This window comes from Paraburkholderia sp. XV, from assembly GCF_020177535.1.
Taxonomy (GTDB): domain Bacteria; phylum Pseudomonadota; class Gammaproteobacteria; order Burkholderiales; family Burkholderiaceae; genus Paraburkholderia; species Paraburkholderia caribensis.
The window spans coordinates 1-14575 of sequence record NZ_JAGUUD010000045.1; the positions used below are offsets into that span (position 1 = coordinate 1).

General features: G+C 59.5%; 10 protein-coding genes and 4 pseudogenes. 6 read left to right on the forward strand and 8 right to left on the reverse strand.

All coding sequences use genetic code 11. The features are described from left to right. Nucleotides 1–1028 (reverse strand): annotated as a pseudogene (locus KFO72_RS21120) (ISNCY family transposase); the annotation flags it as partial. A 799-nt stretch (nt 1029–1827) separates the two neighbouring features. Here KFO72_RS21120 and KFO72_RS21125 point away from each other — a divergent pair. The 3 genes and pseudogenes from KFO72_RS21125 to KFO72_RS21135 all read left to right on the forward strand — a co-directional run. Next, on the forward strand, nt 1828–3294 hold the full coding sequence (locus tag KFO72_RS21125) for an amidase family protein (RefSeq protein ID WP_225032931.1): 1467 nt from the start codon (nt 1828–1830) through the stop codon (nt 3292–3294). Between the two features lie 63 nt (nt 3295–3357). Beyond that, on the forward strand, nt 3358–3849 hold the full coding sequence (locus KFO72_RS21130) for a DUF302 domain-containing protein (RefSeq protein ID WP_042265381.1): 492 nt from the start codon (nt 3358–3360) through the stop codon (nt 3847–3849). A 27-nt stretch (nt 3850–3876) separates the two neighbouring features. Next, nucleotides 3877–4047, forward strand: a pseudogene (locus KFO72_RS21135) (TetR family transcriptional regulator); the annotation flags it as partial. Nucleotides 4048–4275: 228 nt separating this feature from the next. On the opposite strand, the gene KFO72_RS21140 reads toward KFO72_RS21135, so the two are convergent. Next, nucleotides 4276–4566 (reverse strand): hypothetical protein, encoded by a 291-nt coding sequence (locus KFO72_RS21140; RefSeq protein ID WP_225032980.1) that lies wholly within the window; start codon nt 4564–4566, stop codon nt 4276–4278. A 301-nt stretch (nt 4567–4867) separates the two neighbouring features. On the opposite strand from KFO72_RS21140, the gene KFO72_RS21145 reads away from it, so the two are divergent. Further along, nucleotides 4868–5332, forward strand: a complete 465-nt coding sequence (locus KFO72_RS21145) for an SOS response-associated peptidase family protein (RefSeq protein ID WP_225032932.1) — start codon at nt 4868–4870, stop codon at nt 5330–5332. Nucleotides 5333–6066: 734 nt separating this feature from the next. Here KFO72_RS21145 and KFO72_RS21150 read toward each other — a convergent pair. From KFO72_RS21150 to KFO72_RS21160, 3 genes are all read right to left on the reverse strand, one after another. Beyond that, complete coding sequence (locus KFO72_RS21150; RefSeq protein ID WP_225032977.1) at nt 6067–7206, reverse strand: sensor histidine kinase; 1140 nt, start codon at nt 7204–7206, stop codon at nt 6067–6069. An 838-nt stretch (nt 7207–8044) separates the two neighbouring features. Further along, the gene (locus KFO72_RS21155; RefSeq protein ID WP_225032933.1) at nt 8045–8398 is read right to left on the reverse strand and encodes a response regulator; all 354 of its coding nucleotides are present in this window, start codon (nt 8396–8398) and stop codon (nt 8045–8047) included. A 123-nt stretch (nt 8399–8521) separates the two neighbouring features. Beyond that, complete coding sequence (locus tag KFO72_RS21160; RefSeq protein WP_225032934.1) at nt 8522–8701, reverse strand: hypothetical protein; 180 nt, start codon at nt 8699–8701, stop codon at nt 8522–8524. A 251-nt stretch (nt 8702–8952) separates the two neighbouring features. On the opposite strand from KFO72_RS21160, the gene KFO72_RS42580 reads away from it, so the two are divergent. Continuing rightward, the gene (locus tag KFO72_RS42580; protein ID WP_225032978.1) at nt 8953–9144 is read left to right on the forward strand and encodes a helix-turn-helix domain-containing protein; all 192 of its coding nucleotides are present in this window, start codon (nt 8953–8955) and stop codon (nt 9142–9144) included. A gap of 664 nt (nt 9145–9808) precedes the next feature. On the opposite strand, the pseudogene KFO72_RS21170 reads toward KFO72_RS42580, so the two are convergent. Together KFO72_RS21170 and KFO72_RS21175 are read right to left on the reverse strand one after the other, a co-directional pair. Then, a pseudogene (locus tag KFO72_RS21170) lies at nt 9809–12196 on the reverse strand (PAS domain S-box protein). Between the two features lie 515 nt (nt 12197–12711). After that, complete coding sequence (locus tag KFO72_RS21175; RefSeq protein ID WP_225032935.1) at nt 12712–12966, reverse strand: hypothetical protein; 255 nt, start codon at nt 12964–12966, stop codon at nt 12712–12714. A gap of 106 nt (nt 12967–13072) precedes the next feature. Between KFO72_RS21175 and KFO72_RS21180 the strand changes: the two are divergent. Beyond that, a pseudogene (locus KFO72_RS21180) lies at nt 13073–14050 on the forward strand (IS1182 family transposase); the annotation flags it as partial. Nucleotides 14051–14233: 183 nt separating this feature from the next. Here the strand turns inward: KFO72_RS21180 and KFO72_RS21185 are convergent. Further along, nucleotides 14234–14485, reverse strand: coding sequence for an AbiEi antitoxin N-terminal domain-containing protein (locus tag KFO72_RS21185; RefSeq protein WP_225032936.1), 252 nt, complete (start codon nt 14483–14485; stop codon nt 14234–14236). Nucleotides 14486–14575 lie beyond the last annotated feature (90 nt).

Below are 14575 nucleotides of genomic sequence, written 5' to 3' on the forward strand. Positions count from 1 at the left end.
GCGTGAGCCAGCCGCTTGTGCTCGATCACCGCGCCCTGATCGACTTCCGCGAGCTTGTCGTAGCGCCGGCACGCCAGCACCTGGCCATCGGCGCGGATCTCGATGCGCCCGTCCGGGTACTCCCAGACGTCGATGTACCGGTGCACCAGCCTGCGGTTATCCGGCGTGTCGTCGAGCAGGTACAGCACGCGGTCATACAGCACGGTCAGCGCCTTCGACACGCGGCGTGTCTCGCGCCAGGTCATCAGCAGGTCCAGATTCTCGTCCGCCCGCAGCGGCCGGTGCGCGTCGAACGCGCTCTTCGGCGGCTTCGCGAAGCGCGCGTTATAGGCCGCCACGAAGCAGGGCGCGTACGCGTTGGCTTGAGCGACCGTGCTGATGCCCTTCAGGCGCAGTTCCTTGACGAGCCGGTCCTGCAGCGTCAGGTGCGCGCGCTCCACGCGTCCCTTGGCCGGGCTGCTGTTGGCACAGAAGGTGTCGATGTTCAGCTCGTACATCGCACGGCCGAAGTGCGTCACGCTGCGGCCCGTCCTGCCGGCCGCCGGGCTGCGGAACACGCTGGCCCTGTCGCTGTAGAACGCGACCGGCTTGCCGTGACGCTCGATGTACGCGCGCGTCGCCTCGAAATAACTGAAGGTCGACTCGGTGGCCGTGAAGTGCAGCGTCATCAGCCGGCTGGTGGCATCGTCGACATACACCAGCAGCGTGCAGGCCGGCGCCCGGTCCTCGAACCAGCGGTGATCGCTGCCGTCGATCTGCACCAGTTCGCCCAGGCAGGCGCGCCGCGCCCGTGGCTGGTAGATCTTCGGCGGACGCTGCCGGCGTGGAATCCACAGTCCGGCGTCCGTCATCAGCCGGCGCACGGTTTCCTTCGACAGTACCAGCCCGTGGCACTCGCGCAGTTTCTCGCACGCGAGCGTCGGCCCGAAATCGGCATAGCGCTCGCGAATGATGGTCAGCGCACGCAGCGCCAGACCTTCGTCGAGTTTCCGGTTGCCCGGCTTGTCGCGTTTGCGCGAGGCCAGTCCAGCGCGGGGAACTAAATAATGAACTTTTCGCATAGTGAAAACCTTGCTGTGCGGGCATTTCACGGCTGTGGGGGCAAAGGGAAGAAGGACTAGGTATTGAAATTACTTCCAGTTTTGCGGAACTAAATATGTGACTTTCCTGCTTTTGGAACTAAGTTTCGTACCATTATGAGAGGTCAATGAGTCACGTAAGCGATCGAACCGTCTGATCAGTGAGAATAAAGTCGGTCACGCGACAATAAAGTCAGCCGTGGCGCCCCGGCGGCGCGGACGAAGCGAGACGTGACCTGTGGAAAGGCGAGGAAAGGAATATTGCCGAGCTGTGCGCCGTCGGCGGGCCGGTGTCGACCCGAGGCAGACGAACGTTGAGTCGCTAAGTCGGCGACGGTTTCCGAGGACACAGCAGCCATTCGTCGACCAACCGTGCCTTCGGTCCAGCCACGCCCCATCGCGCTGCCCCGGAACAAACCGCGACAATGGGACGGCGACCCACTGTCATCGTTCGGATCGGCTCGCGAACAGTCCCAATTTTCTTACCCGTTCGAAACCCACGGATCTCGGCATCTCTCGTTCAACTGCGGGTAAGACCAAATAGTAGTCATCGAGCACTGCACAGTTCCGCAGCGAGTGGGACCCGAGCACAGTCCAGATCCTCCCGCGCTTCGCAACGAAGTGGTATACGCTGCGAACCCTATTGCATTACGTTCATAATTCTATATTATGAGCGTAATGCGATGCGGCTGCGACCCTCTGCGAGGTCGTGAAATGCTGGGTCACACACCATTCTTGTGAGGAATTTATGAACGACACAATCGCCAGCTCTAGCCAAACGTCTGCGCCAGAAATGCAGAGGTTCGCTTCGCTCGGGCTCGCCGCGGCCGCCGACGCGATCCGCGGCGGTGAGATGACATCGGAGGCGTACGCCACGGCTTTGCTGCGGCAGGCTCGGTCGCACGCTGACCTTAACGCTTTCATCACCATCGACGGAGACGCCGTGCTTGAGGCTGCGAAGAACGCAGACAAGGCGCGGTCGGCCGGGGCGGAGGCTCCCCTACTGGGTGTGCCGATCGGGGTGAAGGACAGCTACCTGACGACGGGGCTGCCCACGAGCATCGGCCTCGATCGTCTGGCGCACTTCATTCCGACGGAAGACGCCGATGCGGTCCGGGCGATCAAGGAGGCAGGCGCCCTCGTCTTCGGCAAGAACAATCTGGTGGAGATGTCCTATGGGCTGACCGGGCACAACGAACGCTACGGCCAGGTGAAGAACCCGCGCGCCCACGATCGCGTCACGGGCGGGTCATCAAGCGGTTCTGCCGCATCCGTGGCCGCCGGGATAGTGCCCGCCTCCTTGGGTGGCGATACAGTCGGATCGATCCGTGTGCCCGCGTCGCTGTGTGGTGTCGTAGGGTTCAAGCCGACCACAGGACGCTGGCCGCGTAACGGCGTCGCACCGATCTCCCACACTCTCGACACGACGGGTGTGTTCGCGCGTAGTGTTGAGGATTGCATACTGTTGGACCAGGTCGTCACCGGGGAGCAGGCTGCGGAGCCCGTCGAGCGGGATTTCAACCTCAAGGGAGCCCGACTGGCCTTCGCGCCGCGGCAGTTTCTGGGTTTGGTGGACCCGGAAGTCGAGAATCGCTTCCGCGAGGTAGTTCGGCGGTTGCAGGACGCCGGCGCCGAGGTCTTTGAGATCGACCTCGGGGAAGATTTCAATGCACTCATCCAGACAACTACGTGGGGCATTTTCGCCCATGAGACCCAGGGCGCGATCTCGGAATTCCTCCGTCTACACAATATTCCGACCACATTCGAGGCGATTTACGAAGGCCTCAAGCCTCAGCTTCGCCAAGCGTGGGAGCATATCGTACTGCCGGGCGGTGCTGGTGCTACCTCAGTGGAGGCCTATCAGACTGCGCTCAACGTAAGCCGTCCGGAAATCCAGCGCCGCCTGAACCGGGCATTCGTCACGCGAGGGGCGCTTGCCATTCTGCAGCCGACGACGCCCTGCACGGCGCCTTCGATCGAGGAGCAGGGAGAGTTCCACATCGCGGGCCAGGAAGTCAGCAACCTCGCTTTGGCGAACCACACTTTGTCAGCGAGCAGCGTGGGGCTGCCGGGTATCAGTCTCCCTGCGGGCATGTCTCGCGCGGGCCTTCCGATCGGTCTTGAGCTGGACGCCCCGCTGGCGAGCGACCGGGCGCTCCTGAAGCTTGCCCGCCAGATCGAGGCAGTCTTAGGCACCCAGCCGCCGACGCTCTGACGTTCTAGCCCTTTCCGTGGGAAACGGGCCAACCCGAACAGCAACCGAAACGAGGATCAACAGATGGCCAATGCACTGTACTCCACGCGCACCATTTCGATTGAGCACGTCACAATCAAATCGATAAAGCCATTCGAGGAAGTTCGAGCCAAGCTCGTGGCCTTGGCGCCTCGCATCGATGACGGCATCTTCACGCTTCTGCGATACGGCGAAAGCACGCGCGCGCTTCGAGAGTTGGAGGCATGTCCGCCACTCACAATTTTCGGCCAGCGTGACCACGGGGCGCTGCTGGCTATTGCTGGGCTGACGCGCCGATCCATCCAGTACGATATCGGCAATCCGCTCACCGCATCGAAGATGACCCGCCATCAACTGTCGGCGGGACTCTATGCACCCATCCGTGTGCTGCTGCGCGAGGACGGCGATGGCGGTGTCGGGTTTGAATATGATCGACCAGCCTCCGTTTTCGGCCAGTTCGGCAGCGAGGAGGTCAATACCGTGGCTCAGCAGCTTGATCGCGACCTCCAAACCTTGTTGGAGGCGGCTGCAAACTGACGGCTGCGGGACACTAGTGGAGAGAAAATGCGTTTCGAAAAAGGTCACAAAGCCGTGACTCGGCAGCATATCCTTGAGGTCGCCTCGAAATGCTTCCGTCGGGAAGGGGTCTCGGCTGCGGGCATCAGTGGGATCATGGGAGAGGCCGGCCTAACCAACGGCGCGTTTTATCTCCACTTTGAGTCCAAGGAGGCGCTTGTCCGAGAGGCGGTTGGGAGCGCGCTAGCGGAGCGGCAACAGAACCTCGAAGAGAAAGTTCAGGCAGGCGTTGACCTCGAGGGAGTAATTCGAAGCTATCTCAATCAGGCGCATCGCGAAGACCCAGCATGCGGATGTCCATCAGCGGCCTTGCTTCCGGAAATCGCTCGGCAGTCTGTGCCAACACGGCAAACCTATGAGGATGGGCTGCAAAGCTTCGTTTCGACGCTAGCCGCATTGCTCCCAGAAGCCGATTCCGCTGCAGCCGGTCGTCGGGCGACAGCCATCTTCGCTCTCATGGTGGGAACTCTCCAATTCGCGCGCGCCGTGCCAGACGTTGCACGCGCGGAGCAAATCCTGGAAGGCGGCGTCGAGGCAGCGCTCCTCCTTGCCCGAGCGTCGCCCGGCTGAAGATCTCGTGGCGCGCACCCCAGCCTGCTCGGGCTGAGCCAGCTCAGTGCCGAGATCCAAGGTGACGGATGAACCGCCGACTGCCACCGGCGTGAAGCAGCTGTTCAAGCATCCGCCGTGTGACCCCATTGAACGGCAGAAACTGGCCCGGTTGTAGCCAGTCTCGCAGATTGGGGAGGCGCATCCGGGCAATCTCACCATTTAGCGCCAAAGCCAGGCTTCCGACGACCCGGATAGTTGATTAATTCATTGATCTTGCGGCCGCCCCAGTCTCACGAATTCCGTTTCCCGGCACTCTGGAAAACTTTTGCGCGGCACGGATTCAGACCACTGTGTTTATATACAGTTGTTTAGCGTATCACGCGTCCGATGGGCAGCGGCTATTATCAGTCTTCAAGGAGGGCGCTATGTGCACGAGCTACGAAGCGAATCCGAACGACGCGTGGGACGTATTCAGCTTCCCGTTCCAAACTTTGATTGCAAAGATAACGTCTACAAGGACTATTACGCGCCGATTTTCGTGCGCGGTGGCCACGCCGTTGAAACTGTCCCTGCATCATTAGGAATTGTGCCTCGGCGGCACATCCTGCCTGGCGTGAAGGTCTTCGACACGATGAACGCGCGTTCAAAATCGGTCGATCAGAAGCGCAGTTTCAGCGCTGCATGGAAGAACCTGCAGTTGTGTCTGATACCGTGTCGAACGTTCTACGAGCCGAACTATGAGATGGGGAAGGCAGTGCGCTGGAAAATCGGCATGGCAAACGGCGATCCGCCTGCAATTGCTGGACTGTGGCGGAAGTGGAAGGAGGTCGACGGGTCGCAGACGCTCGCGTTCACAATGCTGACGGGTAACTCAGACGAGCACCCGCTATGAATCGCTTCCACAAGCCGGGCGATGAAAAGCGCGCCGTTGTGATCGTTCCAACAACCGATTAAGTCGATTGGCTGTCGTGTAAATCGACAGACGAGGCGCGGTCGTTCCTGCAGCTCTATCCTGTAGAGGCTATGCATGCTGCGCCTTATCCTGTGCCGCCCCGCAGGTCGACACCGAAAGAGGTCGACAACGGACAACAATCACTGCTTTAACCAGTCAATATGTCCACAAACAGTCTTGACGAAGAAGCGCGGGCCGAGCTGCTTTGCCATCTCGTCGTCGCACAACTCCTCGCTCGCGCCAAAACCGAGGAATGGTTGCGGACAGATCACCTCGTCGAGTCGACGCGGATCTGGGCACATGCCAATGGCGCCACGCCACGTTGGACAGAGAGCGTTCGGCTGTCTCAACTGTCGGTGCACCTTGCATCATCCATATGGGCTATTGAGCTACTGCGGGATGCCGGGGAACTGGCGCAGCTGTTCACTAACGGATGGCGACTGGACTATCGGTCGCCGATCGTCCGTGGCATCCACGATGTATGCGCGGCACGGCTGGAAACCTGGTGGTACGAGTCGTGGCGATCAGCGGCCACGGCACCTCTGAACGCCCAGCACCGCGTACTTGGGACCCCAAAAGCGCCACTCGGCGCCCCGACGGACAAATGACGGCTTACTGTACAGCGTGTGCCTGCGAGGTCGACTGTCGGGCCCGCTTCCTGCCGCGATGAACTGTCAGCGCGTTGTCATAGTTCCGTCCGCGCGAGGGAGCAGCACTGAAAATGAAGTTTCGTTCCCGTCGGACCGCGCTTCGATTACACCTTGATGTGCCTTGGCAATTTCGCTTGCGATATACAGACCCAGTCCAAGACTACCGGCCCTCTCGTGTGTACCTTGATGGTCTGGCCCCCGACTTAACGGCTCGAAAATCTGCGCCAGGATTGCGCTGTCGATGGCAGGTCCGGAGTTGCTGACGTTGATCCGGACATGCGTTAGGTCGCCAGTTAGTGTCACGCGAACTGGAGAATCCTCCGCTCCATACCTGACGGCATTGAGAACCAGATTTCCAACCAGTTGCTGTAGGCGCGGACCGTCCCAGACCCCCTGTGGATCTCCGCTAACGTGTAACTCAATCTGCCTGTCAGGGTGAATTGCGCGCAGCTCGTCCACCTCATCGGCAAGGACATCCGCGAGATTGATGCTCGTGGGAACTACATTAATACCCAAGCCAAGGTTGGTCCGGTTGTAATCGGTCAGGTCATCAAGCAATGCCTGCATTCGTGCTCCGCTCCGTATCAGGCGGTCCGCCGCGCCCGAGACGCGCTCCCCTTCATTCAGTGCCGCGAGAAACGAAGCAGTCGCCAGAATCGCCTGCAAAGGGCCGCGCATGTCGTGTCCCAGCATGCCAAGCAGGAGGTTACGGCTCTGCTCGATTTGCGCACTGAAAAAGGCGACCGATTCGGCAATTGCCTGATCGATCGCTTCGTTAAAACGGATGACGTCGTCCAGCTCAGGCGCTTCGGGTGCGCAGTCGTCCATCCACAAGCGCAGTACGCTTGCCCGCAGGGCTCGATATTCGGCGGCGAGCTGGTTGATGTCGAAACCGGACCGTGCCCTCAACAGCGCATGAGTTTGCGCGGCGGTTTCGGTCGCGTCGATCGGACCGGGTGCGCGACCCAAGGATTTTTCGCGTTGGGCTTCCCTGGTCTGCGAAGTCCGTAGGTCCTTTACTATAGCGAGAAGAATGTGCTGCGCGTGGTTGCGTAACGCCAGCGATCCCATGTTTGCCGCCGCCGGCAGGAGGGTGGCGGCGAATGCCTCCCATTGCACCAGAATCGGCTCCATATCGCGCGAGATGAAGTCAGCAAGTCGCATGTAGGCGGCCCCGAAGACGTACACGGAATATAAAAGCGTACCCATCTTACGCGGAAATCAGGGATGGACTTCAATCGGGGTAAGCCCCATTGTGGGGCACGGGCGGGTTTGAACGGAAGCGGTCGTTTGCGCAGCGCAGTCGAATGTCTCAAAGGGAGCGCCGTTTGTCATCAAACGAGCGCGCAACCGGGGACTGAGGTAGTCCGCGGATTCTTGCGGGAAATTCCCGACGCTACAGATTTGTTATAACAGGACGCCGAGGTCACATAGCACTGGGTCTTTCCTGTCATTCCACCCCTGAACTATCGCCGCCCAGGAAGGCTCCGCAAAGGGACTTTGACCGTCCCGGTTCGACCCTCAACTGCCGGCCAAGTCCGCATGCCCTGACGGGCAGGGCTGCGAATCATAACCGACGTTAGCATCGTGACGCTGTTGTGCGCGCATCGGCCAACAGCTGCCGGCGCTTGTAATATAAAAAGAAGCCGACGTATTCAACGTCAGCCAGGCGGATTTTGGCATGCGAGGGCCAACCAGAACCCGCGAAAACTGAGACCCAGCGCTCAATCCGCCATACCTGCAGCTCAATCGGATTAAACATTTCGGGTTATAGATGAACCCCATCCCGAGCCCGCAACCAACGGCGCTCTGATGCGAGAGACCGGATTCACGAGCGTGGTGGTATGGCCTGCGGGAGCACAACAATGCCTAGCTTCTCGTGATTACGCTATTGTACTAATAGACGCGTTCCATCTCTCGTCTCCCTTGCGAGACCATTCCAGGCACGAGTATCCCTATGTACTCGTGTGTTCAGCCATTTCCCGTTTCGCCGCCCGCAAAACTAGCTGCCAAGCAAGCGCTGTATCGAAGATCGTAGGCATTCCGCCGACACTGGCTTTTCCAAAAACTCGTCGCACAGGGCTGCGTTTGCCACAGGGAACAAATCCGCGCTGGTCAAAATCAGTCGAACAGTTGAAAATTTCTCATTCGCTCGCAGACGCCTGCACAACTCGACCCCGCCCATGTAGGCCATAGACTGGCCAGCGATAAGGAGTGCTGGTTTGGCTGCCACTGCGGCCGCGAGCCCCGTCAGTCCATCGGATGCCGTTTCCACCGTGTATCCTTCGAGAGACAGGAGGCGGCGCCACGCACGCACGACGCCAGGATCGTCGTCGACAATAAGTATGGTGGTCATGTCCCTGACCCGGACGTTTGTGCTGCATTTACTGTATCGCAAACGGAATGTAACGATGATGCACGGGCGCTAGGACGCCTGGACCGCAATTGTTCTATGCCAACTCGAGAACGACATACAGTCTCAAAAAGAATCAAGGCAGGTGAGATGCTCATGGCCGGCCACAGCGTCCTGCATATCGTGCAGGAACTTGGCCTTTCCGACAATACGGTGCGAAAATATCGAGCGATTATGGAACGTGGCGGAATGGCCGCCCTTCGAAGCCTTTCCGTTGGCGGCCGACGATCGGTGCTCGATATCCATGCGCGAGGGAAGCTTGCCGACGCACTGGCGGGAATACCCGAGACTGTGGTATCGATGCTGATCGTTGGACTATCGGTGTGGTGGGGCGGTTGCTCCTGCGGGACTTCGGGCTATCATTTTCGCGTGTCTATGTGCGACAGCTCATCATCGACCTCGGGTTCGGCGACAGGCTACGGTCTACGCCGTTGTCCAGTACGCCCGGCAATTCGGCGAAGCTCGATGAGGAAGGTTTCGCGTGGCTCCGCGCAATAGTGAAGCAGTCGCCCCGGGTTTGCGGCATCGATGCGGATCGTTGGACAAACGCCCAACTTCGCCAGGCCGTCAAGGCGCGGTACGGTGTAAGTTATTCGCACTCTCACATGTGGAAACTTATCTCGGACTTCGGCATTTCCTCCCGCGTCGGTCGTGGGCGAGAACCGGCAGCGAAGGCGGAAGGAGGATAACGAGCATCGACTGCCAGCTTGCTAGCGGACCGCTGTTCGGCGTGAGGTCCCCGTCGAGCGGCATCATGAAGGCGCGACCGCAGAAAGTCACCCGACTGCGGTCAGATGGGCCGGGGAGAACAACCGACGCGTTGGAGTGGCCTTTTGCGATAGTGTCGGTGCAACGGTCGTTTCGCGCTGATCCCCGCTCCGCATGTTCGGATCGCCGATCCTGCAAAGACGCTTGTGTAGACCACCGCCGATGATGTCCGGAAAAAAAGCCGGCCCAAACCGCGCCGGCGGAAAAACTCCGACTTTCCCGAGGGAGGTCAGCCAGAGTTGAGAGCCATAGCCGAACCCACGCCACGCTTCGACTCCCAGCAGGCGCATTATATGATCCTCAATGAATGTTCTGCTCGAAGATTTTGCATGGAAGCTGGTCGAGAAGACAACAAAAGGCGCAGTTGCCACGAAGCCTGACGAAGCAGGGTGAGATGTCGCGCCGTCCCAGCGGCCGGCTGTCATTCATCCTGCAAACGTGCGAACGATTTTCAAGAAACCGCCGCCGACAATGCTGCACGCGGGCCGACCGTTAAGGCCCGACTCAAAAACGGCAGGCAGGGGGAGCACTGAAGGGGGCAATGATGACGTCGCCTGGCGCCAGGGTGTGGCCCTGCAAGGTGCCTCAACTCTTTCTTCCCGTTTCGCCGCCGCCATGTATTGCCCCGATTAATGCATGCAACTGCTCGATCGCAAATGGCTTGCGCAGCGATGTGCAATCGAATCCAACCTCGTTTGGCCTCGGGCCATCGCTACCCGACACGAACACGATCTTGATGCCTGGGTTGCGTTCGATGGCCGCCTTGGCCAGTTCAACGCCGGACCGCCCTGGCAGTACGATATCCGTGAGAAGCACATCGATCTTTCCCGTCATCAGGGTATGCAGTCCCGCTTCTGCATCCGCGGCCTGGCGCACGTCGTACCCCATGCCGGTCAGCAATTCGCTGATTGCCTCGCGCGAGCCGTTGTCATCATCTACGACGAGGATTGTCAGGTTTGCCGGCGCCACCGGGGGCTCGTGCGGCGGAGGTTCTGTCGGCGGTGCCGCGAGCGGCGGCTGCACGTCGGCCATGCCGCTCGGCCCCAGCATCTGGCGAATTTTTGATGCGAGCTGCTCCCGGCTGTAGGGCTTGCTCAGCAGATGAAAACCCGCGTCCAGCCGGCCACCATGGACGATTGCATTCTGCGTATAGCCTGACGTGAACAACACCTTGAGATGCGGCAACGATCTGGTCGCCTACGTGGCCAGTTCAGTACTGCGCATCGGGCCGGGCATTACCACGTCCGTGAAGATCAGATCGATAGGTATCCCGCTTTGGACGATGACGAGCGCACTGTGGGCGTCGTCTGCCTTGAGTACTCTATAGCCCAGTTGCCTGAGGGTTTCGACGACAGTCGCTTGAACACGTCGGTCATCCTCGACAACGAGAATAGTCTCGGTTCCGCCGGTAAGCGCAACCGATTTTCTGGATTCTAGGTCGACCGCCGCCTCCGTCGAACGAGGCAGATAGATCTTCACCGCGGTCCCGTGGCCAGGTTCGCTGTAAATCCTGACGTGACCTCCACTCTGCTTCACGAAGCCATACGCCATGCTCAGGCCAAGTCCGGTGCCCTGTCCTTCTGGTTTGGTCGTAAAAAACGGTTCAAAGGCGCGCTCGAGGACCTCCTGGGTCATACCTGTTCCGGTGTCGGTGACAGCCAGCAGCACGTACTGTCCATCGCGAACGTCTTCGGTCAACGCGGTATAGTGTTCGTCGAGCATGGCGTTCGACAGCTCCAGCGTCAGCTTGCCGCCCTCCGGCATTGCGTCGCGCGCATTGATGGCCAGGTTCAACACCACATTTTCGAGGTGGTTTGGATCGACCACCGTATTCCATAGCCCGCCCGCGATGACCGTCTCAACGTCAATGAGTTCGCCTAGCGCCCGCCTGAGCAGGTCGTCCATTCCCCGTAACATCAACGCCAGGTTCACGACAAGCGGCTGCAACGCCTGACGGCGACCGAACGAAAGCAGCTGGGAGGCGAGAGTGGCGCCGTGCTCGACGGCTTCAATCGCTTTGTACAGGCGTTCGCGTGTCCAGACATCACGTCCATGGCGACCTTCGAGCAGCTCAAGGTTGCCTCGTAACACCTGCAGCACGTTGTTGAAATCGTGTGCGACGCCACCCGTCAGTTTTCCGAGGGCCTCCATCTTCTGGGACTGAAGCAGCGCCGCCCGCGCCTTTTCAAGTTGTTCCTGCGCGGTTTTGCGTTCGGTGACGTCGCGCGTGATCTTGGCGAAGCCGACCAGTTCCCCATTCTCATCGCGGATTGCATCAATGACCACATTGGCCCAGAACCGGCTGCCATCTTTCCTGACCCGCCAGCCCTCCGTCTCGTAACGCCCTTCCGTCGCAGCCGTATGCAGGCCGCGCTCAGGCAGACCCTGGGCCGCGTCTTCCGGCGTGTAGAACCGCCTGAAGTGGGTGCCAACCACTTCGCTGGCCTCATAGCCCTTGATGCGTGCGGCGCCCAGATTCCAGTTCGTCACGTGTCCCTCAGGAGACAGCATGAAGATAGAGTAATCGGTCACCCCCTGAACCATCAGCCGGAATCGCCGCTCGCTCTCGAAGACCGCTTCAGTGGCCCTGCGCTTGTCGGTCACGTCGCGCACGATCTTGCCAAAGCCGACAAAGGTGCCATCGGCCGTGTAAAGAGGCGTGATGAGAACGCTGGCCCAGAAGCTTGTGCCGTCCTTGCGCATGCGCCAGCCTTCGGAATCGTATTGGCCATGCTCGCGCGCCGTGCGAAGCGCCGTCTCGGGAGCGCCGCTGCGCCGGTCCTCGTCAGTGTAAAAGACGGAGAAGTGCCGGCCGATAATTTCCTCGGCCTCGTAACCTTTAATGCGCCGGGCGCCGGGATTCCAGCTGGCCACTTCACCGCTCCCGGTCAGTCTGAAAATCGCGTACTCCGATACGCGCGCAACCAGCAGCGGCAACCACGTTGATCCCACATCGTCCTCGTCACCGTCCATCAGATTTCCCGTTCAGTTTTAGCGGCCCGGCGTGCGATCGATTGAGCCGTTACTTGTGGGCATCCCGCATAGGCTCATTTGCCTTATACAGGCGAGGAGAGGCCCACGAGAGCTGACCACGACTACCTACATGGCGACAGTCCTCTCCGCTCCCGCCTCGAGTTCCTTCAGGCACGCTCAGGAGTGAAAAGGACACATAGCGCGTCAGCTTCGCGTACCCAGAACGTATAGGGTACCTGCCTGCTTCCTCAGTTCCTTACTTTACATGCTTGCTTCGCGGAATTTCCCACGAAGTAGAAGCACTAGACGTTAATCTTTGCCTGCTCCGAACGTCGGGCGTACAGATCCATTAGGCATATAGAGGTTTCAGGGTGGGGTTGCAATATCAGTGGCCGCTATGCGCCAGGGAGGGGACGGTGGGACGTCCACCCGCCGACACATGTGAACGGCGGCTTTTGGCCGAGACCGTGTAAAAACGCACGCAGAATGCCTCGAACGAGAAACTACCGTTCAATTCACGCGGCCTCGATCCAAATCGGTTCGGCGGGATGGTGCTCTTGAATTACGGCAACTGCGCACGCCATTTCCTTGGTGTCTCCCGCGCGAGCATGGCCCGCGAAATTCGTGACGAGTGCTCCTGTAGAGCGAAGCACCGCAATTTCTTCCTCAGTTAGCACGCCTGCATCCACCCACAATTGATGGTCGTTGTTATCGCGCCATAGACTTTCGAATGCGGCAACCCCGATCTTCGAGCATGCAAAAAACACCATCTCCGTCTCCATTGTGTCGCGACTGACCACGTGTTGAACGGATATATTGCCCGGAATCCAGATCAATCACCTAGACTGAATCAACCTGTTAGCGCGAGAGGCGGAGATGGGGCGATTTGTCGAAGGTGCAAACCGCAATCAGGCAACGCTGCTGCCGGAATGTCTCGAAGACTTTATCGCCGAAGACAATCCCGTGCGGATAGTTGATGCGTTCGTCGACGAACTCGATCTTGCTGCGATGGGATTCGAGGGCACCACGCCTGCGAATACGGGCCGACCGTCTTACCATCCGGCCGTTCTGCTCAAACTCTACATCTATGGCTATCTCAACCGCGTGCAGTCGAGCCGACGTCTGGAGCGCGAGTGCCAGCGTAATGTCGAACTGATGTGGTTGACCGGGCGCCTCGCGCCGGACTTCAAGACAATCGCCGAGTTCAGACGCAACAACGGTGTTGGCATTCGCAATGTATGTCGGCGCTTCGTGGTGATATGCCGCGACCTGAAGCTCTTCACGCAAGCAGTCGTTGCCATCGACGGCAGCAAGTTCAAGGCCGTCAACAGCCGCGATAACAACTTCACGCCCAATAAGATCGCTAGGCGTCAGGAACAGATCGAACAGAGCATTCAGCGTTATCTGGATGCTCTGGAGACGGCGGATCGCACGCAGCCAGTCGAGGTGGAAGCCAAAACCGAACGGCTAAGAGAAAAGATCCAGACGCTGCGCGAGCAGATGCGGGAACTGGATCGAGCCGCAGAACTGTTGAATGACTTACCGGAAAAACAGGTCTCGCTGATTGATCCCGACTCGCGCTCGATGATGTCGCAGGCAAAAGGCACAGGCGTGGTGGGCTACAACGTTCAGGTGGCTGTTGATACGAAGCATCACCTCATCGTGACACACGAAGTGACGAACGTCGGTAGTGACCGCGCGCAGCTAAGCCCAATGGCCAAAGCCGCGCGCGAAGCGATGGGCAAGAAGAAGCTCAAGGCACTGGCCGATCGTGGATACTTCAATGCAACGGAAATCAAGGCTTGCGACGACGCGGGTATTGCGGCGCTGGTACCGAAAACACAGACATCAGGCCGACTACCGTCCGACGAACCGGCGCTCCGCATCCGACGGGGCTTGCTCCAGAACGAGCAGCCCTGCTGCGGTGCCCGTGACAGACTTTATTCCAAAGCGCGTGCCAATCTCGTTGCATTGCGCTGGTGTGACTGACTTTGCAGCCTGCCACGCCCGGGCCTGATGTGCCGTGAAATCAAGGTTCTATGAAGAACATCGATGACTGACTTTATTCACACGGACCACGTCCCTCGTGGAAGGGCCCCTTGTGGGAAAGTCCCTGGCGAGAAGGTAGACGCCCTGTGTGAGCCGCTGCAACCACCCGGACTCGGCCGTGTTTGCCGCGAGTGCAGCGTTGATCCTCATGTCCCTTAGCCTGTCGGAATCGATAGCATGACCGTGCAGGCTTCCACGCAATATCTGGCGGGCGCCAAACTCGTCCGGCCCCGAGATCATGGCCGAACACCAGGGTGCTGCCGCTCTGGCCGTGGAACGTCACTAAGTTGTCTTGCTGCCTTGATCATTACGTTGATCTTGACCGCGGCC